This is a genomic window from Kitasatospora sp. NPDC015120 (assembly GCF_043080305.1).
Lineage (GTDB): Bacteria > Actinomycetota > Actinomycetes > Streptomycetales > Streptomycetaceae > Kitasatospora.
This window is the reverse complement of sequence record NZ_JBIBVJ010000003.1, coordinates 260,949-281,247: the sequence shown is the minus strand read 5'-3', so window position 1 is coordinate 281,247 and position 20,299 is coordinate 260,949. Positions and strand designations below refer to the sequence as shown.

The following is a 20,299-nucleotide window of genomic DNA, read 5'->3' as shown; positions in this document are numbered from 1 at the left end:
GGCAGCCGTACCCGGCGTCCACGACCCAGAGGGCGGCTGCCCCGGCAGGACCGTTCGCACACCCCTCTCGGGCGGCCGGACGGCGCAGTCACCCGGCGCACGGGGGCGCGGAACCGCACGTGGCCGATCTCACGTACCGCAACCGGGCACCTACGGTGGCGTAGGTCACTTCAGACGGTGAACTATCTCTCTCATGCCGAACCTCCAGGAGACTCTTGACCTCGATTCCTACGTCGCCCTCGGGGACAGCTTCACCGAGGGGCTGAACGACCCCGCGGCCGACGGCGCCTTCGCCGGCTGGGCCGACCGGCTGGCGGTGCTGCTCGCCGCGGGCCGGCCGCCGGGCGGGTTCCGGTACGCGAACCTCGCCGTGCGCGGCCGGCTGCTGGACCAGATCGTGGCCGAGCAGGTGCCGCAGGTCCGCCGCATCCAGCCGGACCTGGTCACCTTCTGCGCCGGCGGCAACGACATCCTGCGCCCCGGCAGCGACCCGGACGAGGTCGCCGAGCGCTTCGAGGCCGCCGTCGCCCAACTCGCCGACTCGGCGGGCACGGTGCTGATCTGCACCGGCTTCGACACCCGCGGCGTGCCGCTGCTCAAGCACCTGCGCGGCAAGATCGCCACCTACAACGGCCACATGCGGGCCGTCGCCGACCGGCACGGCTGCCAGGTGGCGGACCTGTGGTCGCTGCGGGCGGTCCGGGACCGCCGCGCCTGGAGCGAGGACCGGCTGCACCTCTCCCCCGAGGGCCACCAGCGGGTCGCACTGCTGGCCGCCCGCGCGCTGGGCCTGCGCACCGAGCAGGACCCGGAGGCGCCGTGGCCGGCCGTCCCGGTGCCCTCCCCCGCCGAGCAGCGCCGGGAGAACCTCCAGTGGGCCCGCGAGTACCTGCTGCCGTGGGTCGGCCGCCGGCTGCGCGGCGAGTCCTCCGGCGACCACGTCGAGGCCAAGCGGCCCGAACTGCTGCCGCTCTGACGTACCGTCAGGTCAGGAGACGCCGCCGGGCCGCCGACGCACCCAGGTGCGTCAGGGCGGCCGCCGCGGCGCCGGCCAGGTACCAGAGCAGGTCCGGCGGGTTGAAGGCGGAGCCGAGCACCAGCCGGGCGAGCGCGCTGTGCCGGGCGAGGCCGTCGGGGACGCCGGTGAGCTGGAACAGCTCGACCGCCCAGCTCAGCCCGGCGGCCCAGGCGGCCGCCGTCCACGGCCGCAGGCGCGGCGTCACCAGCAGCGCGAGCGCGTACAGCAGCACCGTGTAGAGCGCGTCGCCCGCGGCCTTGGCGGCGTCGCCGCCGGCCACCGCGCGCACCCCGAGCCCCGCCGCCACCGTCAGCCCGGCCGCCACCGCGGCCGGGCCCCGGACGGCCCACCACCCCCGAAGATCCTCCACCGTCGCATCGTAGGGCGTGGCCCGTGGATCGGGCCGGGGGGGGCGTGCGACCGGGGCACGCGCGCCCAGCCCGGCCCGGCGGCGGGCGCCCTCGCCGCACGGTCCCCGTCACGCCCTCGGCCGGCCCGGTCCGCAGCACCCGCCCCGCCCCCGGAACCGTTGCCGGCCCTCCGGCGTCCCTCCCTGCCGGAAGGCCGCGCAGACGGCCCGGTAGCCTGCTGGCCGGCCCGTACGCGGCCGGGTCCGCGCCGGTCGCGGGCGGGAACGACTCAGAACAGGGCGGGGCGCAGTGACGCAGCTGACCGAGACGGTGATCGGGTCCGGGATACCGGCGGACGCGGCGGGGGGCGGGCGCGGGCCCGGGCGGCGGTTCACGGTCGAGGGCTTCGCGCCGGGCCAGGACGGCGGTGCCCGGGCGCGTGGCAAGGCGCTGCGCGCCCGCAGCCCGCGCGAGGGGCACGCCGAGTTCGCCCCGGCCACCGACCGTCCGACCGCCGTCGAGGCGATCGAGGCCTCCAACGCGGGCCGGCTCACCGAGCTGGTGCCGATCCGGCTGGGCCGGATGGCCGCCACCCCGTTCGCCTTCCTGCGCGGTTCGGCCGGTCTGATGGCCGCCGACCTCGCCGCCACCCCGACCAGCGGCACCGTGGCGCAGCTGTGCGGCGACGCGCACGCGGCCAACTTCGGCCTGTACGGCGACGCCCGCGGCCGGCTGGTGATGGACATCAACGCCTTCGACGAGACCGTGCCCGGCCCGTGGGAGTGGGACCTCAAGCGTCTCGCCGCGAGCCTGGTGCTGGCGGGCCGGGAGGTCGGCGCGGACGAGGCCACCGCCCGTCAGGCCGCCTTCGACGCGGCCGGGGCGTACCGCCGCACCATGCGCGCGCTCGCCAAGCTGTCGGCGCTGGACGCCTGGAACGCCGTCGCGGACGAGCAACTGGTCTCCTTCGCCCAGGCGCACGACCTCGCCGGGGTGCTGGAGAAGGTGGCCGCCAAGGCGCTCGGCAACACCAGCGCGCGCTTCGCCGCCAAGTCCACCGTCCGCACCGAGGAAGGTGGTTGGCGGTTCACCGCGGCGCCCCCGGTGCTCAGCGAGGTGCCGGACGACACCGCCGCGGCGGTGGCCGCCGCCCTCGGGCCGTACGTCCGGACGGTTCCGGCCGAGCTGCACCCGCTGCTGTCCCGCCACCGGGTGCACGACGTGGCCTTCCGGGTGGTGGGCACCGGCAGCGTCGGCACCCGCTCCTACGTCGTGCTGCTGACCGACCACCGGGATCAGCCGCTGGTGCTCCAGGTGAAGGAGGCCCGCCCGTCGGTGCTGCTGCCGTACCTGGCCCGGGCCGGCTACCCGGTGAGCACGCCGGAGAGCCACGAGGGCCGCCGGGTGGTGCTCGGCCAGAAGCGGATGCAGGTGGTCAGCGACACCCTGCTCGGCTGGACGACGGTGGACGGACTCCCCTACCAGGTGCGGCAGTTCCGCAACCGCAAGGGCAGCGTGGACCCGGCGGCGCTGCTGCCCGCACAGCTCGACGACTACGCCCGGATCACCGGTGCGCTGCTCGCCCGCGCCCACGCGCACACCGCCGACCCGGGGGTGATCACCGGCTACTGCGGCAAGAACGAGGCGCTGGACGAGGCGCTGGCGTCGTTCGCGGTGGCCTACGCGGACCGCACCGAGGCCGACCACGCCGACCTGGTGGCGGCGATCCGCTCGGGCCGGCTCCCGGCCGAGCACGGCGTCTGACCGGCGGCCCGGGGGCTCAGCGCTCCCGGCCGGCCGGGTCCAGGAACGGCGCCACCGCCGCGACGAACTCGGCCGGCCGGGTGCGGTGCACCAGGTGTCCGGCTTCGACGGTCACCACCCGGCAGTCCGGGATCAGCCCGGCCAGCTCGGCCATTCCGGCCTGCGGCACATGGCTGGCCGGGCCGCCGGCCACCAGCAGGGTGGGCGCGGTGATCGCGGTCATCCGTTCCAGCCAGCGCGGGTCCGGGCGGTCGATCCGGCCCTTGACCGCCCGGACCACGGCCCAGTCGAAGTCCACCGGCCCGTCGGGGGCGTCGGCCACCGGGCTCGCCGGGCGGGGGCGCGGGGCGGGGACGTCCTCCAGCACCAGCCGGCCGATCCGCCCGGGCCGCTCCTGGGCGGCCAGGTAGCCGACCACGCCGCCCATCGAGTGTCCGACCAGGTCGGCCCGGGGCAGCCCGAGCGCGTCCAGGAAGGCCAGCACGTCGTCGCGCATCGCCTCCAGGGCGTAGTCGCCCGGGCGGTCGCTGTCGCCGTGGCCGCGCAGGTCGAGGGCCAGCACGCGGTGGCGCGGGGCGAGGGCGGGGAGCACCGGCTCCCAGTCGGCGCCCCGCTCGCCGAGCGCGTGCAGCAGGACCAGCGGCGGGCCGTCGGCCGGGCCGCTCTCCCGGTAGGCGAGGGTGAGGCCCGGCAGTTCCACCGTCCGATGATCGGTCATGGCGACCACGGTAGGCCGGGCGTCACGTCCGCGGACCCGGCGTTCGCTCACCGCTCAAACCCGGCCGCTCCCGGCCGTCACCGCGCCGCCGAGCCCGGCGCCGCGCACCCGGCCGGTCAACCGGACGCCCGGGTCCCCTCCCGGACCGGCCCGGGCGCCGGTGCACCCGGTGCCGCGGCCGCGGCGGCCGCCTCCGCGCGCGCCGTCGCCCGGCCCGCCAGGACCGAGGCCAGCACCGCGAGCGCGGCCAACGCCGCGCAGACGCCGCTCGCCCAGGCGTACGCCGCCCGGTGCCCGGCGCCCCCGTCGGTCGCCCGCAGATAGACGCCGGAGAGCGCCGAGACGCCGACCGCCGCCGCGATCCGCTGCGCCATCTGCAGGATCGCCCCGCTCACCCCGGCCGCCTCGGCCGGCGCGTGGCGCAGCACGAAGGCCTGGTTGGGCGCCCCCATCAGCCCGATCGAGGCGCCGCCCAGCAGTTGCAGCAGCGCGAGCAGCCAGGGCAGCGCACCGGCCGGTGCCCGCAGCGCGAGCAGGCCGCCGGCCAGCATCACCAGCGCCGAGCCGGTCATGCCCGCCGTGACGGTCCGCCGGCCGAAGCGCTGCACCACCCGCCAGGCGACCGCCGAGGCGAAGCCCATCGCGACCGCCGAGGGCAGCGACACCAGCGCCGCGCCGAGCGGCGACAGGCCGAGCCCGTCCTGCAGGAACATGGTCAGCACCAGCCCGGCGGCCAGCGAGGAGCCGAACTGGGCCATCGCCACCGCCGTCCCCAGCGCGTACGGCGCCGAGCGGGTCAGCGCCGGGTGGATCAGCGGGTGGCGGCCGGCCCTGGCGTAGCGGCGCTGCCACCCGGCCAGCGCGCCCAGCAGCAGGACCGCGGCGGCGGCGAAGCCGAACCGGCCCGCCCAGCCGGGCGGCTGGACGAACGGCAGCATCAGCACCAGGGTCAGCGCGGCGACCAGCAGCAGCCCGACCAGGTCCAGGTCGGCGTGCCGGGTGCTGGGGCGCGGGCGCGGCAGGTGGCGGGCCGCCAGCAGCACCGTGACGAGGCCGAAGGGGACGTTGAGCAGGAAGGTCAGCCGCCAGCCGTGCTCGGGCCCGACGGCGGCGAGCACGGCCCCGCCGACCGGTGGCCCGAGGGCGAAGGCGAGGCCGCCGGTGACCGCGTACATCCCGAGCGCCCGGGCCCGCAGCTGCCCCTGGAAGACGTCCTGGAGGGTGCCGATCATCTGGGAGTTCACCAGTCCGGCGCCCGCGCCCTGGAGCAGCCGGGAGGCGATCAGCACCCCTGGCTCGGTGGCGGTCGCGGAGAGCAGGCTGACGACGGTGAACAGGGCGAGGCCGCCGACGAAGAACCACTTGCGGCCCCGGACGTCGCCGAGCCGCCCGCCGGGGATCAGGGCCAGCCCGAAGGCGAGCGAGTAGCCGGCCACGATCCACTGCAGGTGCGCGGGCTGGGCGTGCAGCGACTCGCGCAGCGCCGGGATCGAGGTGTTGAGCACCGACTGGTCGAGGAGGGTGGTGAAGCCGCCCGCGACGCAGACCAGCAGCACCCGCCGCCCGGCCGCGTCGAACGTCTCCTTGACGGGTGGCGCCGGTATCGCGCCGGTCCCGCTCACGGCTCGACCACCACCAGCGCGTACCGGGCGCCGTCCGGGCCGGGGCAGCGGAAGCGGGTGGTCCCGGGGACGAACCGCAGGCAGTCGCCGGCCTCCAGCAGGTCCTCGACGCCGTCGACGGTGAGCGCCAGGCGGCCCTCCAGCAGCCACAGGTGGTGCTCCCGGCCGGTGTCGCAGGGTTTGTCGTAGGCGATGTCGCCGCCGGCCTGCAGCCGCCCCTCGATCACCTCGGCGCGCAGCGAGCCGTGCGGCGGCGAGACGGAGCGCCGCACGAACCCGGTCGCCTCGTCCCGCCAGACCCGCTGGTCCGCGGCCCGCACCAGCCGCGCCGGCGCCGCCTCCACCTCGGCGAGCAGCCGCGACATGCTCCGCCCGTACACGGCGCAGAGCCGCCCGAGCAGCGCCGCCGTCGGGCTCACCTCCGCCCGCTCGACCCGCGACAGCGTCGAGCGGCTGACGTCCGCCCGCCGCGCCAGTTCCTCCAGCGTCCACCCGCGCTCGACCCGCAACTCGGCGAGCCGCTCCGCCAGCCGTTCGTCGGCGGCCCTCTCGATTCCCATATCCGTGATGCTATCCCGGATACGGGAGGGCCTTCGGGGCCACTGCTCCGGGCGCCCGCGCAGCGTCGGGTTCCGGCTGCCACCGGCCGCCGGCCTTCGGCGGGTTCGGCGTCACGTGGGGTGGCCGGCCGGGGCGTGACCAACGGGTCCGCCCCTCTCCGGGACGACGGCCGCCGGCTCGACCGCCGGGAGCGGCGGGAGCGTCGGGGTCGTCCGGCGGCGTCCGGACGGCGGGGACGCGCCGCAGGCAGGGGTTCCGGACGGGCGGGCTCGCGATCATATGATGTGCGCGATCACGGGCCCGCATGGCCCACGCGAAACACCGGGGGAACCACATGTTCGGCATCATCAGACCCTGCCGCCACCGCCTCTCCGAGCGGTTGCAGGCGAGTTGGGTGGCCCACCTCTGCGGGCTCTGCCTCGCCCTGCGGGACGACCACGGTCAACTGGCCCGCACCGCCACCAACTACGACGGGCTGATCATCTCGGTGCTGGTCGAGGCCCAGGCCGCCGCCGGCGAGGGCGCCGGGCGGCGGACCGCCGGGCCGTGCCCGCTGCGCGGCATGCGCACGGCCTCCGTCGCCCGGGGCGAGGGCGCCCGGCTGGCCGCGGCCGTCTCGCTGGCGCTCGCCTCGGTGAAGATCCGTGACCACGTCGAGGACCGGGACGGCGTCTTCGCCCGGCGGTCCGTGGCGGCGGGCGCCCGGGCGGTCACCCGGCGCTGGGACCGCAAGAGCGCCGGCACCGCCTCGGTGGTCGGCTTCGACACCGCCGTCCTGCTGGACGCGGCCGCCCGGCAGGGCGAGCTGGAGCGCGCGCTGCCCGCCGGCGGGTCGGTGCTGCTGGTCACCGAGCCCACCGAGACCGCCACCGCCGCCGCGTTCGCGCACACCGCCGCGCTGGCCGGCCGGCCCGGGAACGCGGCGCCGCTGGCCGAGGCGGGACGGCTGTTCGGACGCCTCGCGCACCTGCTGGACGCCGCCGAGGACCAGGAGGCGGACGCCGCGAGCGGCGCGTGGAACCCGCTCACCGCGACCGGCACCGACCGCGCCGAGGCCGAGCGGCTCTGCCGGGACGCCGTGCACGGCATCCGGCTCGCCCTGCGGGACGTCGAACTGGCCGACCGCACCCTGGTGCACGTCCTGCTCGCGCACGAGACCGAGCGCGCCGTCGAGCGGGTCTTCGGCCGGCCCGGCCACACCGCCTGCCGGACCGGGGCCGAGCACGGCGGCGGCGCCCCGCTCGCCGGCAATCCGTACCAGGCGCCGCCGCGGCACGACCCCGACCAGGCACCGCCGCAGGGCCCCGGCGCGCCGGTCCCGCCCTGGGTCCCGCAGGGTCCCGGCTTCACCCCGCCCGGGGCGCCGCCGCCGAACCGCCGCAACCTGCTGGCCGGTTGCGCGCTGTGGGCCCTGATGGGCTGCACCTGCCAGCTGCTCTGCTGCGAGCACGACCACCCGTTCAGCGGCGAGCGCCGCGAGGGCTTCTGCGCCCGGCACGACTGCTGCGACTGCGGCAACTGCTGCGACGCCTGCCAGTGCTGCGGGGAGGGCTCCGACTGCTGCAGCGGCTGCTGCGACTGCGGTGACTGCAGCTGCGGCTGCGACTGCTGAACGACCGGCGCGCACACCCTCAGGGGGAGCCTGCCCCCGGTCCGACGGCGTACCGGCGGCCGGGCCGGCTCCCCCTCGCGGCGTAGCGCCGCTCCACCGGCGGAGCGACGTGCCGGGGCCCGCGGCGAACCTAGCGTGGCGTCATGTCGAAGAACCGACGGCGGCGTTGCGCCGCCCTGACGATCGTGTCCACCACCCTCGTCCTGGCCCTGGCCGGTCCGGCCACCGCCGCGACCGGCCTCGCCGGGGAGGGCGCGGCCGGCGCCGGCACCACGGCCACCGCCACGGCCGGGCCCCGCGTTCCCGCACCGACCGCGCACCGGCCGGTCGGCACGGCCTCCGCCCGGCTGGTCGACCCGACCCGGCCCGATCCCTGGCGTCCGGACACCGCGAGCCGCGAGCTGATGGTCACCTTCTGGTACCCGGCCGCCTCGCCGCGCGGCGCCCACGCGCCGTACGTGTCACCACAGTTGTCCCGCGCCCTGTACGGCCTGGACGAGCCCGCCACGCTGCGGTCCAACGCCGTGGCCGACGCCCGGCCGGCCCCCGGCCGCCATCCGTTGATCCTGCTCTCCCCCGGCTTCGGCATGAGCCGCACCTCGCTCACCGCCCTCGGCGAGGAGTTCGCCGCCCGGGGCTACGCGGTGGCCGCCGTCGACTCCACCTACGAGACCTCGGTGGAGTTCCCCGACGGCCGCATCGAGTCCTGCCTGGCCTGCGGACAGGAGGCGGCGGACCCGGAGTTCGGCGTGAAGTCCTCCCGCGCCCGGGCCGCCGACCTGCGCTTCGTGCTCGACCGGCTGACCGCCCCCGGGCACGGCGGCCCGGTCCGCGGACTGAGCGTGGACCCCTCGCGGATCGGTGCCGCCGGGCACTCGCTCGGCGGGGCGGCCGCCCTGGAGGCCATGCGCGAGGACCCGCGGATCAAGGCCGCCGCCGACCTCGACGGCAGCATCTGGATCCCGGCGGGCGACGACACCGGGCGGCCGGCCCTGCTGTTCAGCGCCGGGGTCGGCGCCTCACCGGAGGCCACCCAGAACTGGGAGGACAACTGGAAGCGGTTCACCGGCCCCCGCTACTGGGTGGACCTGCCCACCGCCGGGCACCTGTCGTTCTCCGACGAGCACTGGATCGTCGACGACCTCGGCCTGCGTGACCAACTGCCGCCGGACGCCTACCGGGAGAGCTTCGGCACCATCGCCGGAAGCCGCGCACTGGCCGCCACCCGCGCCTACCTGGGCGCGTTCTTCGACCGGCACCTGCTCGGCCGCCCGGCCCCGCTGCTCGACCGGCCGTCGCGCGCCTTCCCCGAGGTGCGCTTCACCAAGTAGCCCGCCGGCCACGGCACTCCGGTAGGAGTCGCCCGTCCGCGCGCCGCGCTGCCACAGCGGCAGCACCGCGACGCGCGCGGCCGGGCGGCGCTCATCCCTCACGGCCCGGCACCGTCCGGGTGCGGCGGTCGGCCGCCAGCGAGTCCTCCAGCCGGGCCAGCAGCACCCGGAAGCGGTCCGTGTCCTCGGCCGTCATCCGGCCGCCCTCGGCCGGGGCCCGCACGCCCCGGTCCCCCGTCGTTCCCTCGTTCATGCCCCGACGGTAGGACGTGGCGATCAACGCCGGATAAACGGAACACCGTCCACCCGCTACGCGCGCCCGAGCACCCGGTCGACGGTGATCTCGATGACCACCCGGTCCGGGTTCACCCGGGGCTCGCGGTAGCGCTCGCTGTAGCGCCGCTCCGCGTCGGCCACCGCCTCCGGCGCGTCCAGGACCACCGCCACGCCCTCCAGCGTCGACCAGCGCGCCCGGTCCACCTGGCACACCGCCACCCGCTGCCCGCCCGCGCCGGCCGCCAGGACGTTGCGCACCTTGCGGCTGGTGCGGCTGCTGATCACCCGCGCCACACCGCGCTCCGGCTCGAACGTCACCCCCACCGGCACCACGTGCGGCGACCCGTCCGGCCGCCGGGTGGTCAGGGTGGAGATGTGCCGCTCCCGCCAGAAGGCGAGGAAGGCGTCGTCGAGCGCGCGCGGATCGTGGGCCATGCCCGCGATCGTACGTGCCCGGGCCCGGCGGCCGTCCGCCGGGCCCGGGTCGCCTCCCGCGCGGTCAGTGACCGCGGGCGATCCACTCCGGGAGGGCGGGGGCCTCGGCGCCGATGCTGGTCGGGTCGCCGTGGCCGGTGCGCACCACCGTGTCGGCCGGCAGGGTCAGCAGCCGGTCGCGGATGGAGTCGATGATGGTCGGGAAGTGCGAGAAGGAGCGGCCGGTCGCGCCCGGGCCGCCGTGGAAGAGGGTGTCGCCGGTGAACACCGTGCCGAGGTCCGGGGCGTACAGGCAGACCGCGCCCGGGGCGTGGCCGGGCGTGTGCAGGACGGTCAGCGCGGTGCCGGCGACCTCGATCCGCTGCCCGTCGGCGAGTTCGCCGTCCGGGAGGCGGTCCGGGTGGGTCAGCTTCCACAGCGGCAGGTCGTCCGGGTGCAGCAGCACCGGCGCGCCGGTGCGGGCGGCCAGCTCCGGGGCGGCGTCGATGTGGTCGTTGTGCGCGTGGGTGGAGACGACGGCGAGCAGCCGGCGCCCGGCGAGCGCGGCCTCGATCGCGGCGGCGTCGTGGGCCGCGTCGATCACCACGGCCTCGGTGTCGTCGCCGACGATCCAGACGTTGTTCTCCACCTCCCAGCTGCCGCCGTCGAGTTCGAAGGTCCCGGCGGTGACGAGCCGCTCGACGCGGACGGACCCGGCGCTCACAGGACCACCACCGAACGGAGCACGTCGCCGTGGTGCATGCGCTCGAACGCCTGCTCCACCGCGTCCAGGCCGATGGTCTCGCTGACGAAGGCGCCGAGGTCCAGGCGGCCCTGGAGGTAGAGGTCGATCAGCATCGGGAAGTCCCGGGAGGGCAGGCAGTCGCCGTACCAGGAGGACTTCAGCGCGCCGCCGCGCCCGAACACGTCGAGCAGCGGGAGCTCCAGCTTCATCTCCGGCGTCGGCACGCCGACCAGGACGACGGTGCCGGCCAGGTCGCGGGCGTAGAAGGCCTGCCGGTAGGTCTCCGGGCGGCCGACCGCCTCGACCACGACGTCCGCGCCGTGGCCGCCGGTCAGCTCGCGGATCGCCTCGACGGGGTCGGTGGTCCGGGAGTTGACGGTGTGGGTGGCGCCGAGCTTCCCGGCGGTGGCGAGCTTGCGGTCGTCGATGTCCACCGCGATGATCTTCGACGCGCCGGCCAGCCGGGAGCCCAGCACGGCCGCGCCGCCGACACCGCCGCAGCCGATCACCGCGACCGTGTCGCCCCGGCCCACGGTGCCGGTGTTGATCGCGGCGCCGATGCCCGCCATCACGCCGCAGCCGAGCAGCCCGGCGACGGCCGGGTCGGCGGCCGGGTCCACCTTGGTGCACTGGCCGGCGGCGACCAGGGTCTTCTCGGCGAACGCGCCGATCCCCAGGGCCGGGGACAGCTCGGTGCCGTCCAGCAGCGTCATCCGCTGCTCGGCGTTGTGGGTGTTGAAGCAGTACTGGGCACGCCCGCGCCTGCACGCGCGGCACTGGCCGCAGACGGCGCGCCAGTTGAGCACGACGAAGTCGCCGGGCGCGACCTCGGTGACGCCCTCGCCGACCGTCTCCACGATGCCCGCGGCCTCGTGGCCGAGCAGGAACGGGAACTCGTCGTTGATGCCGCCCTCGCGGTAGTGCAGGTCGGTGTGGCACACGCCGCAGGCCTGGATCCGCACCACCGCCTCGCCGGGCCCGGGATCGGGCACGACGATCGTCGTCACCTCCACGGGCGCGCCCTTGGCGCGTGCGATCACTGCCTTGACCTGCTGGGCCATCCGTTCCACCTCCGTCGGCCGGTGCCGCTCTGCACCGGCGTGACCTGCGTCGACGCGGTCGGTCGACACGAGTCGGGTGACTCGCCCACGAAGCGTAGCGCCCGCCCCGGCCGGGGGCCGGGGAGCGTCCCGGGTGATCCGTCTCACCGGGGCGCCCGCCCCGGGGCGCACTGCGGGGGCGCATGGACCTCGGCGAGCGCCCCCGGCTGCCGCCGTGCCCTCACCGTGCCCGCGGCCCCCGGGCGTTGGCTGGAATCGTCGCTGACTGCGGCCCGTCTCCCACGTACGGTCGAAGCGAAACCCGGCCCACCCGGCACACCCGTCGACCGCCCCGCCCGTCCCCCGCGCACCACCCGGATCCACCCCCCGCAGGCCGCGCCCCCGCGCGGCCGTCGCTCTGGAGTCTGGAGTACGGATGTCCGCCGAGAACAGTGCCACCGGTGCCGGAACCGGTACCGTCCCGAACCCCGGCACGGCCCTGACCGTGCTGCCGCCGCTGCACTGCCTGCGCCTGCTCGAACCCGGTCCGCCCCGGCTGGCCGCCCTGCCCACCGGCACCCCGGTCTGGCTGGTCAGCCGGCACACCGACGTCCGGCAGGTGCTCACCGACCCGCGGCTGGGCCGCGCCCCGCTCTACGCGCCGGACGCCCCGCAGGTCACCCGCACCCCCAACCTGTTGGACGACCCCACCGCGCTGCTCAACATCGACGGCGTCGAGCACCAGCGGCTGCGCCGCACCGTGCAGCGCGCGTTCACCCCGCGCGCGATCGCCCGCTGGCGCCCCTGGGTGGCCTCGGTCGTCGACGGCCTGATCGACGAGCTGCTCGACCGCGGCTCGCCCGCCGACATCGTCGCCGGCTACACCCGGCCGCTGCCGGTCGCCGTGATCAGCCGGCTGATGGGCCTGGACCACCTCGACACCGTGCGCCTGGAGCACTGGAGCGACCACGCGCTGGCCACCACCGCGTTCACGGCGCAGGAGGTCCGCGCGGCGATGCGCGAGTTCGCCGGCTTCGGCGCCGAGCTCGTCGCCGAACGCCGCGCCAGCCCCGGCGACGACCTGGTCAGCGGGCTGCTCGCGGCCGCCGACGACACCCCCGGGATCACCGAGGAGCAGATCGTCACGCTCGTCATCGGCCTGGTCGTGGCCGGGCACGAGACCACCATGACCGCGCTCGGCAATGCCCTCGTCTACCTGCTCGGCGACGGCCGGGACGCCTGGCTCCGGCTCGCCTCCGACGAGCAGAGCGCGGCCGCCGCCACCGAACAGCTGCTGCGCGCCGTCCCGCTGGGCGACGCCGACGTGCTGCCCGGACTGCTGCGGCGGGCGGTCGAGGACATCGAGATCGGCGGGGTGCGGATCCCCGCCGGGAGCGTCGTCGCCGCCGACGTCACCGCCGCCAACAGCGACCCCGGGGTGTTCACCGGGGACCTGCTGACCGAGCTGTTCGCCCCGCTCGCCGGCTCCTCGTACACCTTCGGCGCCGGGCCGCACCACTGCCTGGGTGCCTGGCTGGCCCGGATGGAGCTGGAACTCGCCCTGCACCGGCTGGCCCGGCGGCTGCCCGCGCTGCGGCTCACCGCGCCCGAGGACGCCATCGACTGGCGGCGCGGCCTGCTGACCCGCAGCCCGCAGCACCTGCGGGTCTCCTGGTGAGCGGCGACGGCACGGCCGGCACCGCGCCGGAGGTGATCGTCCAGGTCGACCGCGACCGCTGCATCGGCTCGGGCATGTGCGCCCTGACCGCGCCCGGCTCGCTGGCCCTCGGCGCCGACGGGCTGGCCCGTCCGCTGCGCGAACAGCCCACCGGCGCGGGCGGGGAACCGCTCACCCCGGAACTGGCCGACGCCGTGGAGTACTGCCCGGTCGAGGCGCTCGCCCTGTACGGCGCCCGCGACGGCCGCCGGATCGACCCGGTGGGCTGACCGGCCCGCCGGCCGCCGGCCCACCGCCCGGACCGCCGTCGGCACCGTGCCCCTGCGGCGCGGCGCCGGCGGCACCGGGCGTCAGCCGGCGGCACCGCGTGTCATCCGGCGGCCTCCAGGGCGCGCCGGACCTCCGCCGCCGGATCGCCCTCGTGGTACGGGCGCTCGCTGTCCTCGATGTGGTCCAGGAACTCCTGGTACCGCAGCGCGTACCCGAGGTGGAACAGCGGCCCGGTCAGCTCCAGCGCCCGCTCCGGCGCGCAGCCCGGCACCCGTTCGCGCCAGGCCCGCGCCCACACCGCCGCCACCTGGGACCAGCGCTCCTCGTCCACGAACGCGCGGGGCCGCAGCGCGTCCACCGCCGGGTGGCCGAGGCAGACGTCCGCGTAGTCGACGACGACCGGGCCGCCGCCGTCGGAGCGCCAGTTGCCCGGGTGGAAGTCGCCGTGCACCGCGGTTTCCGGCAGCCCGCACGCGGCCAGCTCCTTGACCAGGGCGGGCAGCCGCTGCGCCAGTGCCCGGGCCGCGGACAGTTCCCCGGCCGTCAGCTCCGGGCCCGCGGCGAGCCGGTCGAGCAGCGCGGGGACGGCGGCGGCGAGGGCGCGCGGGGTGCGGTCGCGCAGCCCGGCCGCGGCGGCCCGGCCGTCGGCGGCGAGCGCGGCCTGCGCGGCGACCAGCCGCGGCACGACGTCCGCCACCGCCGCCTCCGACGGGCCCCAGCAGTCCTCCCCTGGCACCTCGTCGAGCAGCACCCGCCCGTGCTCCGGGTCGGCGGCCAGCACCACCGGCACCAGCGCCGGGTCCGCCGCACCGAACAGCGCGATCGCCTCCCCCTCACGGGCGTTGAACGCCGGGTTGATCACCTTCAGCCACACCGGACCGGCGGCCGTCGGCAGCCGGAACAGCCCGGACAGGTTCCAGGTGCGGACCTGCTCGGCGCCTCCGGTGACCGGCCGTCCGGCCGCCGCCAGCGCCCGCCGTGCCCAGTCCACCGCCGCCCGCAGACCCTCCGGCGTGGCCCAGGCGGCCCGCCGCTCGGCCGGCCCCAGCAGCGCCCCCGCCCCGGCGTCCGGTGCCCGCACCGCCCGCCCGTCCGGACGCTCCAGCGCCTCGACGTGGTACACCGTGTGCCCGCCGCGGCCGCCCTCCCCGCCGGTCACCCCGACGAGCCGGACCACCATCACCGGCACCCCGGTCTCCGCCGAGACCCGCTCGGCCACCGGCCCCGCCGAGGACCACCACGGCTCCCCGAGCCCGAACGGCCCGACCGTTCCGAAGTACCCGCCGTCATGCGTGAGGTGGACGCTGACGGTCCGCCCGTTCCCTTGATCCATCCGCGCAGCATCCCTTGGCCGCCCCCTCCCCCGCGACCGGTTTTCCGGCCGCCGACGCGTCCCGGGCAGCCCCCGCCCCCGGTCCCGCCCGACCGCCCCGCCGACCTGCGTGATCTGATGATCCGCATGGATCTTCCCCCCGTCCCCGCCGCCGCCGGACCGTGTCCCTGTGTGATCTGCGCCGCCGACGGCCCGAAGCGCTCCCGCGCGCGCCCGGCGTCCGGCGGGGACGGGGTGCCCGGCGTCTCCGCGCACTGGCAGCGCGAGGCGGCGGACGTCCTGGCCCACGGCCACCACCTGGTCGGCATCCCCGGCGAGGGCCCCCTCCCGGACTGGGCCTTCACCGTGGGCCACTGGCACACCGCGCGCCGCCCCGAGCTGGTCATGGCCGGCCTGGACGCGCACGGCCAGATGCACTGGCTCGACGAGGCCGTGCGCCGGCTGCGGGAGGGCGCGTCCGCCGAGCCGGACGGCCTGCTCGACGGCGTGATCGAGGGCTACCCGGTGCTGCTCAAGCCCGTCGACCCCACCTGGCACCGGCCGCTGCTCGGCACGGCCGTCGGCTTCCACCGCCGCGTTCCCGTCCCGGTGCTCCAGCTGGTCTGGCCCGACCGCGACCACCGCTGGCCCTGGGACCCGCGGGCCTCCCCCGGCTGCCGGGCGCAGCCGCGGCTCTGGCTGCCGGTCGGGGACCACCCGCAGGGCGTCTGGACGCAGGAGGCGGCGCAGGCCGGCGCCTCGGCCTGAAGCCGCCGGACCCCCGCGTCTACGGGATGGCCACCGCCGTGCCCGAGACCCGGACCCGCGGGGCCGCCGTGCGCAGGTCGACGTGGAGCAGGCCGGGACGGCCGAGGTCCTCGCCCTGGTGGAGGGTGAGGACGGCCGGGGCCCCGGCGGGATCGAGGTCGCGCAGGTAGGCGCCGAAGGCGGCGGCGGCCGCTCCGGTGGCCGGGTCCTCGACGACCCCGCCGACCGGGAACGGGTCGCGGACGTGGAAGACGTCGGCAGCGGCGCGCCAGACCAGCTGGACGGTGATCAGGTCACGGGCGGTCATGAAGGCGGCGAGGCCGTCGAAGTCGTAGGCGAGGCGCGCCAGGCGCTCGCGGGTCGCGGCGGCCAGCACCAGGTGCCGGGCACCGGCGTAGGCGTAGCGGGGCGGCAGCGCGGGGTCGAGGTCCCCGGGTGCCCAGCCGAGCAGGGCGAGCGCCTCGGCGATGTCCGCCGCGTCCGGCTCGGTGACGTGCGGCTCGACGCTGGTGAGGGTGGCGCGCAGGGCGCCGTCCGCGCCCTCGGCCACCTCGACCGGCACCTCGCCCGCCGCCGTGCGGTAGAGGAAGCGCCCCGGGCCGGCCCGCTCGGCGAGCGCCACGGCGGAGGCGACGGTGGCGTGGCCGCAGAACGGCACCTCGGTCAGCGGGCTGAAGTAGCGCACCGCGTAGCCGCCGGCCGGGTCGGGGGTGAGGAAGGCGGTCTCCGAGTACCCGACCTCGGCGGCGATCGCGAGCATCCGCCCGTCGGAGAGGCCGGCCGCGTCGAGCACCACCCCCGCCGGGTTCCCGCCCCCGGGGTCGGTGGCGAAGGCGGCGTAGCGGAGGATGCCGGGGGCGCCGGAAGCGGCGTCGTCACTGGTCATGACCGCTCGAACGTGCCCGGCCGGGCCGGTGTTCCCCTCAGCGCAGCACCGCCTCCAGCAGGTCGGCGCCCAGCCGGGCGCTGCAGGCCAGGTCGAGCTGGTAGAGCATGTACCGCCCGCGCCGGTGGGTGGTCAGCAGCCCGGCCCTGCGGAGCACCGCCAGGTGCCGGGACACCTCGGGCGCGCTGAGCTGCCAGGCGGCGGCGAGCTCGCCGGTGGTGTGCGGGCCGCGGGCGATGGTGCGGGCGAGCCGGAGCCGGACGGGGTGGGCGAGCGCCTCCAGCCGCTGTTGGACCACGGCGAGCGAGACCGGCTCGGGCGTGCCCTCCTCGGCGACGGGGTACTGCACCACGGGCCGCCAGCCCGCGGCGGAGACCACCAGCAGGTGCGGCCGCCCGTACGCGGTCGGGACGAAGGTGACGCCGCCGGCGACGGCGCCGCTGGTGGTGTTGTCCTGGAGCTTGTCGACGACGATCCGCCGCCGCCCCTCCCCGGCGTCCTCCAGCTGGACCGAGGCCGAGACGGCGGCCAGCGCCCCGGCCGCCCCGTGCCGCACCAGCAGGTCGGTCTTGCGGCGGGCGTCGGCGGCCAGTTCGGGCTGCACCCGGCGCCAGGCGTCGGTGAAGAACGCCTCCGCGCAGTCCTCCAGCATCCGCCGCACCAGCGCCCGGACGGCGGGCGGGTCGATGAGCAGCCGGTCGGCGAACTCGGCCTGCCGGGGGCCCCGGGCCAGGGCCAGCTCCCGGGCCCGCTCCTGCGCGACCGGGTCGGTGAGCGGGGAGGCGAAGCGGTCCGCCATCCGGGAGACGCCGCAGGTGGTCACCAGCGCGGCCCGGACGTACTGCTCGTCGTCGATCCGGTCGACGGCGTCGAGTTCCTCGGCGAGGGTGGCCCCGGGCAGGCCGGGCACCAGGAAGTCGGCGCGCGAGGAGCGCCACAGGAAGTCGGCCTCGGCGAGCCGTTCGGCGAGCGCGGGCGGCACGAGCGCCGTGGTGCTCGCCGCCCAGCCGTGCAGGGCCGGGTGGTGCGCGGGTTCGGCGAGCACGTGCAGCATCGCGCTGAGTTCGGCCAGCGGGGAGGGGGTGAACAGCAGGCGCGTGTCGGGCAGGCCGGTGATGTCGATGGTCAGGCTCACGCTCCCGATCCTGTCACCTGCGGCGACACGCCCCCTCACCGGTTGACGCTCCTCGTCAATCGACGTGCCCGCGGGCCGGGCGCTCGTGGACGGTACCGGCCATGAGCCTGATCCGGAGCCCCAAGCGGCAGCACGACGACCATCCGGCGCCCGGCGGCGGCCCGGCATCCCGCAGCGACCCGGCATCCCGCAGCGGCCCGGCCGCCCTGCTCGGCCTGCTCACCGCCGCGGGCGGCCCGCGCTACGCGGCCGCGCTGCTGGTGGACGCCCTCGGGACCGGTCTGCTGCGGCCGTTCCTGCTGCTCTACGGCATCGGCGTGCTCGCACTGGACGCGGGGACGGCGGGCCTCGCGATGTCCGCCGGGATGGTCGCCGGCCTGCTCGTCCTCCCGCTGACCGGCCGGTGGATCGACCGGGGCGCGCGCAGCCTGCCGGCGGCGGCCACCCTGCTGGTGCGGGCGGCCGGATCGGTGGTGCTGCTGCTGGCCGACGGCCCGGCCGGCTTCGCGGCGGCCGCCGTGCTGCTCGGCGTGGGCGGCCAGTCCTGGCCCGCCACCCACGCCGCCGTGGTCTCGACGCTCACCGAGGGCCGGACGCGGGACGCCGCGCTGGCCGCCGGTCGGACGCTGCGCAACGCCGGGCTGGGCGCGGGCGCGCTGCTGGCGACCCTCGCGGTGGCGGGCGGCTCGGGGGCACTGCGGCTGCTCGCCGCCGTGACGGGGGCGGCCTGCCTGCTCGCGGCGGCGCTGGTGCACTCGCTGCGGGTCACCGCTCCCCAGGCCCCGCCCCCGCCCGCCGGGTCCGGGCGCGCCGGGGGCCCGGCGCTGCGCCGGATCACCCTGCTCAGCGTGGCGAACCTCCCCTACTCCTTCGCCTTCGACGTCCTGGAGGTGGCCCTGCCCGCCCTGCTGGTGCTGCACCTGCACGCCTCCCCGGCCTGGTCCTCCGGGGTGTTCGTCGGCAACACCGTGCTGGTGATCACGCTCCAGCTGGCCGTGGTGGTCCGGCTCGCCGGCCGGGCCCGGCACCTCGTGCTGGCCGCAGGCGGGACCGCGCTCGCCCTGTCCTACCTGGGCTTCTGGGCCGCCGGGTCGCTCGGCGGCACGGCCGGGGCGGCCGGGGTGGCGGCGGTGTCCGTGCTGTTCACGCTCGGCGAGATCCTCTACTCCGGCTCGGGGACGGCCCTGGTCGCGGCGAGCGCCCCGCCGCACCTGCTCGGCCGGGCGCTGGCCCGCTGGGAGTTCTCCTCGGGTGTCGGGCGCGCGCTCGCCCCGGCCGCCCTGACCGCGCTGCTGGCCGCCGGCCCGCACGTGCTGTGGCCCGTCCTCGCCGTCACCACCCTGTTCGCGGCGGCCGCCGTCGCCCGCCTCCGCCCGGCCCGGGGTGCGGCCGGGCCCCGGGTCGCCGATCCTGGGCGGCGGGGCACGTGCCCGCACGCGCCCGGCCCCGTCGTGAGGAAGGACACCGCATGAGCGCCCTCGACTTCGAGGTCATCGACACCCCCGACAGCTCGCTCAACAAGACCTCCGTGCTGGTCACCGGGCCGCAGGACGCGCTGCTGGTGGACGCCGGGTTCACCCGCTCCGACGGCCGGCGGCTGGCGGAGCGGGTGAAGGCCTCCGGAAAGCGGCTGACCACGGTGTTCGTCAGCCACGGCGATCCGGACTTCTACTTCGGCGCCCAGGAGGTGCAGGACGTCTTCCCGCAGGCCCGGTTCCTGGCCACCGCGTCGACCGTCGAGCACATCCAGGAGACCTTCGAGGCCAAGCTGCGGTCCTGGGCGCACCTGGGGCCGGAGCTGCCGACCCGGCTGGTGCGCCCGGAGGTGCTGCACGGCGACGAGCTGGTCTTCGAGGGGCACCGCTTCGAGCTGCGCGGCGCGGACTTCCACCTGCCGGACCGGCACTACCTGTGGCAGCACCACCACCGCACGGTGCTCGGCGGCGTCCTGCTGTTCCAGGGGCTGCACGTGTGGACGGCGGACACGCCGACGCCGGAGCAGCGGGCCGCCTGGATCGACCTGCTGGACGGCATGGCCGCGCTGGAGCCGGCCTTCGTGGTGGCCGGGCACCGGACGGCGGACGCGCCGACCGACACCTCCTCGATCGACCACACCCGGGACTACCTGCGGGCCTTCGAGACGGAGGTCGGCCGGGCGCCGGACGCGGCGGCGGCCCGCGCCGCGCTGGAGCGCCGCTTCCCGGGGCTGGGCATGACGCTGGCGGTCGACCTCGGCACCAAGGTCGCCAAGGGCGAGCTGAGCTGGGGCTGAGCGCGATGATCGAGGTTCCGAGGACCGAGGCCGCGTTCGCCGAGTCCGACGCCCCGGCCGACGTGGTGCGCCGCCAGTACCTGGCCTCGGCGCGCGGTGACCTGGGGGCGCTGCGGGCGACGCTCGCCGACGACGTGGAGTGGACGGAGATGGCCGGCTTCCCGCTGGCCGGCACCTACCGCACGCCCAAGGGCGTCACCGGCGGGGTGATGGAGCGGCTGGCCGCCGACTGGGAGGACTGGACGGCGCACGACGACCGGTACGTGGTGCAGGGGGAGGACGTGGTGGTGCTGGGCCGGTACACGGCGGTGCACAAGGCGACCCGGCGGCCGCTCGCCGTACGGGTGGTGCACCACTTCACGGTGCGCGGCGGGCGGATCGTGCGGTTCGAGCAGTTCACCGACACCGCCCTGGTCCGGGACGCGATGACGCCCTGAGCTCCGCGTCACCCGTTCGGGGGAGCCGTCGCGGCGCGCCGGACGCGCTCTCGACAGCCCCGCCGGGCGGCGGCAGGCTGTCCGTGATTT

The 20,299-nt window shown here is 77.0% G+C and carries 21 protein-coding genes; 10 read left to right on the top strand and 11 right to left on the bottom strand.

The genetic code is table 11. The annotated features are described in order from the left end of the window. Positions 1 to 193 precede the first annotated feature (193 nt). Positions 194 to 976: an SGNH/GDSL hydrolase family protein gene (locus tag ACF1AK_RS09990; protein WP_391498267.1), complete on the top strand. Its 783-nt coding sequence runs from the start codon at positions 194 to 196 to the stop codon at positions 974 to 976. A 7-nt stretch (positions 977 to 983) separates the two neighbouring features. Here the strand turns inward: ACF1AK_RS09990 and ACF1AK_RS09985 are convergent, their stop codons facing one another. Further along, a complete protein-coding gene (locus tag ACF1AK_RS09985) occupies positions 984 to 1,388 on the bottom strand; it encodes a DUF2809 domain-containing protein (RefSeq protein WP_391498266.1) in 405 nt (134 codons plus the stop codon). A 289-nt stretch (positions 1,389 to 1,677) separates the two neighbouring features. On the opposite strand from ACF1AK_RS09985, the gene ACF1AK_RS09980 reads away from it, so the two are divergent. Next, positions 1,678 to 3,132, top strand: coding sequence for a DUF2252 domain-containing protein (locus tag ACF1AK_RS09980; RefSeq protein ID WP_391498265.1), 1,455 nt, complete (start codon positions 1,678 to 1,680; stop codon positions 3,130 to 3,132). Between the two features lie 16 nt (positions 3,133 to 3,148). Here ACF1AK_RS09980 and ACF1AK_RS09975 read toward each other — a convergent pair whose 3' ends face one another. From ACF1AK_RS09975 to ACF1AK_RS09965, 3 genes are all read right to left on the bottom strand, one after another. Further along, positions 3,149 to 3,850, bottom strand: a complete 702-nt coding sequence (locus tag ACF1AK_RS09975; RefSeq protein ID WP_391498264.1) for an alpha/beta fold hydrolase — start codon at positions 3,848 to 3,850, stop codon at positions 3,149 to 3,151. 116 nt (positions 3,851 to 3,966) lie between these two features. Then, the gene (locus tag ACF1AK_RS09970) at positions 3,967 to 5,472 is read right to left on the bottom strand and encodes an MFS transporter (RefSeq protein WP_391498263.1); all 1,506 of its coding nucleotides are present in this window, start codon (positions 5,470 to 5,472) and stop codon (positions 3,967 to 3,969) included. Further along, entirely contained in the window at positions 5,469 to 6,032 is a 564-nt protein-coding gene (locus tag ACF1AK_RS09965) for a helix-turn-helix domain-containing protein (protein ID WP_391498262.1), read from the bottom strand. Before ACF1AK_RS09965 ends, ACF1AK_RS09970 begins: the two co-directional genes overlap by 4 nt. A 335-nt stretch (positions 6,033 to 6,367) precedes the next feature. On the opposite strand from ACF1AK_RS09965, the gene ACF1AK_RS09960 reads away from it, so the two are divergent. Both ACF1AK_RS09960 and ACF1AK_RS09955 read left to right on the top strand, forming a co-directional pair. Beyond that, positions 6,368 to 7,645, top strand: a complete 1,278-nt coding sequence (locus ACF1AK_RS09960; RefSeq protein ID WP_391498261.1) for a DUF5685 family protein — start codon at positions 6,368 to 6,370, stop codon at positions 7,643 to 7,645. 143 nt (positions 7,646 to 7,788) lie between these two features. Further along, a complete protein-coding gene (locus ACF1AK_RS09955; RefSeq protein ID WP_391498260.1) occupies positions 7,789 to 8,976 on the top strand; it encodes an alpha/beta hydrolase family protein in 1,188 nt (395 codons plus the stop codon). A gap of 91 nt (positions 8,977 to 9,067) precedes the next feature. Here ACF1AK_RS09955 and ACF1AK_RS09950 read toward each other — a convergent pair whose 3' ends face one another. From ACF1AK_RS09950 to ACF1AK_RS09935, 4 genes are all read right to left on the bottom strand, one after another. Then, positions 9,068 to 9,229: a hypothetical protein gene (locus ACF1AK_RS09950; protein WP_391498259.1), complete on the bottom strand. Its 162-nt coding sequence runs from the start codon at positions 9,227 to 9,229 to the stop codon at positions 9,068 to 9,070. Between the two features lie 56 nt (positions 9,230 to 9,285). Further along, positions 9,286 to 9,687, bottom strand: coding sequence for a pyridoxamine 5'-phosphate oxidase family protein (locus ACF1AK_RS09945; protein ID WP_391498258.1), 402 nt, complete (start codon positions 9,685 to 9,687; stop codon positions 9,286 to 9,288). Between the two features lie 64 nt (positions 9,688 to 9,751). Continuing rightward, complete coding sequence (locus tag ACF1AK_RS09940) at positions 9,752 to 10,390, bottom strand: MBL fold metallo-hydrolase (RefSeq protein ID WP_391498257.1); 639 nt, start codon at positions 10,388 to 10,390, stop codon at positions 9,752 to 9,754. After that, complete coding sequence (locus tag ACF1AK_RS09935) at positions 10,387 to 11,472, bottom strand: S-(hydroxymethyl)mycothiol dehydrogenase (RefSeq protein WP_391498256.1); 1,086 nt, start codon at positions 11,470 to 11,472, stop codon at positions 10,387 to 10,389. Before ACF1AK_RS09935 ends, ACF1AK_RS09940 begins: the two co-directional genes overlap by 4 nt. A 415-nt stretch (positions 11,473 to 11,887) precedes the next feature. Between ACF1AK_RS09935 and ACF1AK_RS09930 the strand changes: the two genes are divergently transcribed. Together ACF1AK_RS09930 and ACF1AK_RS09925 are read left to right on the top strand one after the other, a co-directional pair. Continuing rightward, positions 11,888 to 13,129, top strand: a complete 1,242-nt coding sequence (locus ACF1AK_RS09930; RefSeq protein ID WP_391498255.1) for a cytochrome P450 — start codon at positions 11,888 to 11,890, stop codon at positions 13,127 to 13,129. After that, the gene (locus ACF1AK_RS09925; protein WP_391498254.1) at positions 13,126 to 13,398 is read left to right on the top strand and encodes a ferredoxin; all 273 of its coding nucleotides are present in this window, start codon (positions 13,126 to 13,128) and stop codon (positions 13,396 to 13,398) included. Before ACF1AK_RS09930 ends, ACF1AK_RS09925 begins: the two co-directional genes overlap by 4 nt. Positions 13,399 to 13,499: 101 nt before the next feature. Here the strand turns inward: ACF1AK_RS09925 and ACF1AK_RS09920 are convergent, their stop codons facing one another. Next, positions 13,500 to 14,732, bottom strand: a complete 1,233-nt coding sequence (locus tag ACF1AK_RS09920) for a phosphotransferase (protein ID WP_391498253.1) — start codon at positions 14,730 to 14,732, stop codon at positions 13,500 to 13,502. A 126-nt stretch (positions 14,733 to 14,858) separates the two neighbouring features. Between ACF1AK_RS09920 and ACF1AK_RS09915 the strand changes: the two genes are divergently transcribed. Then, positions 14,859 to 15,479 carry a DUF4262 domain-containing protein gene (locus tag ACF1AK_RS09915; RefSeq protein WP_391498252.1) on the top strand — a complete coding sequence of 207 codons (621 nt, stop codon included), beginning with the start codon at positions 14,859 to 14,861 and terminating at the stop codon, positions 15,477 to 15,479. A 19-nt stretch (positions 15,480 to 15,498) separates the two neighbouring features. Here ACF1AK_RS09915 and ACF1AK_RS09910 read toward each other — a convergent pair whose 3' ends face one another. Together ACF1AK_RS09910 and ACF1AK_RS09905 are read right to left on the bottom strand one after the other, a co-directional pair. After that, a complete protein-coding gene (locus ACF1AK_RS09910) occupies positions 15,499 to 16,365 on the bottom strand; it encodes a PhzF family phenazine biosynthesis protein (RefSeq protein ID WP_391498251.1) in 867 nt (288 codons plus the stop codon). Positions 16,366 to 16,402: 37 nt separating this feature from the next. Continuing rightward, positions 16,403 to 17,500 carry a DUF5937 family protein gene (locus ACF1AK_RS09905; protein ID WP_391498250.1) on the bottom strand — a complete coding sequence of 366 codons (1,098 nt, stop codon included), beginning with the start codon at positions 17,498 to 17,500 and terminating at the stop codon, positions 16,403 to 16,405. Between the two features lie 101 nt (positions 17,501 to 17,601). Between ACF1AK_RS09905 and ACF1AK_RS09900 the strand changes: the two genes are divergently transcribed. From ACF1AK_RS09900 to ACF1AK_RS09890, 3 genes are read left to right on the top strand one after another with little or no spacing between them, the layout of a single operon-like run. Beyond that, positions 17,602 to 18,972 (top strand): MFS transporter, encoded by a 1,371-nt coding sequence (locus ACF1AK_RS09900; protein WP_391498249.1) that lies wholly within the window; start codon positions 17,602 to 17,604, stop codon positions 18,970 to 18,972. Beyond that, positions 18,969 to 19,772, top strand: a complete 804-nt coding sequence (locus ACF1AK_RS09895) for an MBL fold metallo-hydrolase (RefSeq protein ID WP_391498248.1) — start codon at positions 18,969 to 18,971, stop codon at positions 19,770 to 19,772. The genes ACF1AK_RS09900 and ACF1AK_RS09895 overlap by 4 nt, the downstream gene beginning before the upstream one ends. 5 nt (positions 19,773 to 19,777) lie before the next feature. Further along, positions 19,778 to 20,209 carry a nuclear transport factor 2 family protein gene (locus tag ACF1AK_RS09890; RefSeq protein WP_391498247.1) on the top strand — a complete coding sequence of 144 codons (432 nt, stop codon included), beginning with the start codon at positions 19,778 to 19,780 and terminating at the stop codon, positions 20,207 to 20,209. Positions 20,210 to 20,299: the final 90 nt, after the last annotated feature.

Coding starts and splice junctions, on each gene's coding strand:
- ACF1AK_RS09955 (WP_391498260.1), top strand. CDS start 7,789: ATGTCGAAGAACCGACGGCGGCGTTGCGCCGCCCTGACGATCGTGTCC.
- ACF1AK_RS09930 (WP_391498255.1), top strand. CDS start 11,888: ATGTCCGCCGAGAACAGTGCCACCGGTGCCGGAACCGGTACCGTCCCG.
- ACF1AK_RS09895 (WP_391498248.1), top strand. CDS start 18,969: ATGAGCGCCCTCGACTTCGAGGTCATCGACACCCCCGACAGCTCGCTC.
- ACF1AK_RS09965 (WP_391498262.1), bottom strand. CDS start 6,032: ATGGGAATCGAGAGGGCCGCCGACGAACGGCTGGCGGAGCGGCTCGCC.
- ACF1AK_RS09935 (WP_391498256.1), bottom strand. CDS start 11,472: ATGGCCCAGCAGGTCAAGGCAGTGATCGCACGCGCCAAGGGCGCGCCC.
- ACF1AK_RS09945 (WP_391498258.1), bottom strand. CDS start 9,687: ATGGCCCACGATCCGCGCGCGCTCGACGACGCCTTCCTCGCCTTCTGG.
- ACF1AK_RS09950 (WP_391498259.1), bottom strand. CDS start 9,229: ATGAACGAGGGAACGACGGGGGACCGGGGCGTGCGGGCCCCGGCCGAG.
- ACF1AK_RS09975 (WP_391498264.1), bottom strand. CDS start 3,850: ATGACCGATCATCGGACGGTGGAACTGCCGGGCCTCACCCTCGCCTAC.
- ACF1AK_RS09960 (WP_391498261.1), top strand. CDS start 6,368: ATGTTCGGCATCATCAGACCCTGCCGCCACCGCCTCTCCGAGCGGTTG.
- ACF1AK_RS09990 (WP_391498267.1), top strand. CDS start 194: ATGCCGAACCTCCAGGAGACTCTTGACCTCGATTCCTACGTCGCCCTC.
- ACF1AK_RS09900 (WP_391498249.1), top strand. CDS start 17,602: ATGAGCCTGATCCGGAGCCCCAAGCGGCAGCACGACGACCATCCGGCG.
- ACF1AK_RS09915 (WP_391498252.1), top strand. CDS start 14,859: ATGGATCTTCCCCCCGTCCCCGCCGCCGCCGGACCGTGTCCCTGTGTG.
- ACF1AK_RS09910 (WP_391498251.1), bottom strand. CDS start 16,365: ATGACCAGTGACGACGCCGCTTCCGGCGCCCCCGGCATCCTCCGCTAC.
- ACF1AK_RS09890 (WP_391498247.1), top strand. CDS start 19,778: ATGATCGAGGTTCCGAGGACCGAGGCCGCGTTCGCCGAGTCCGACGCC.
- ACF1AK_RS09920 (WP_391498253.1), bottom strand. CDS start 14,732: ATGGATCAAGGGAACGGGCGGACCGTCAGCGTCCACCTCACGCATGAC.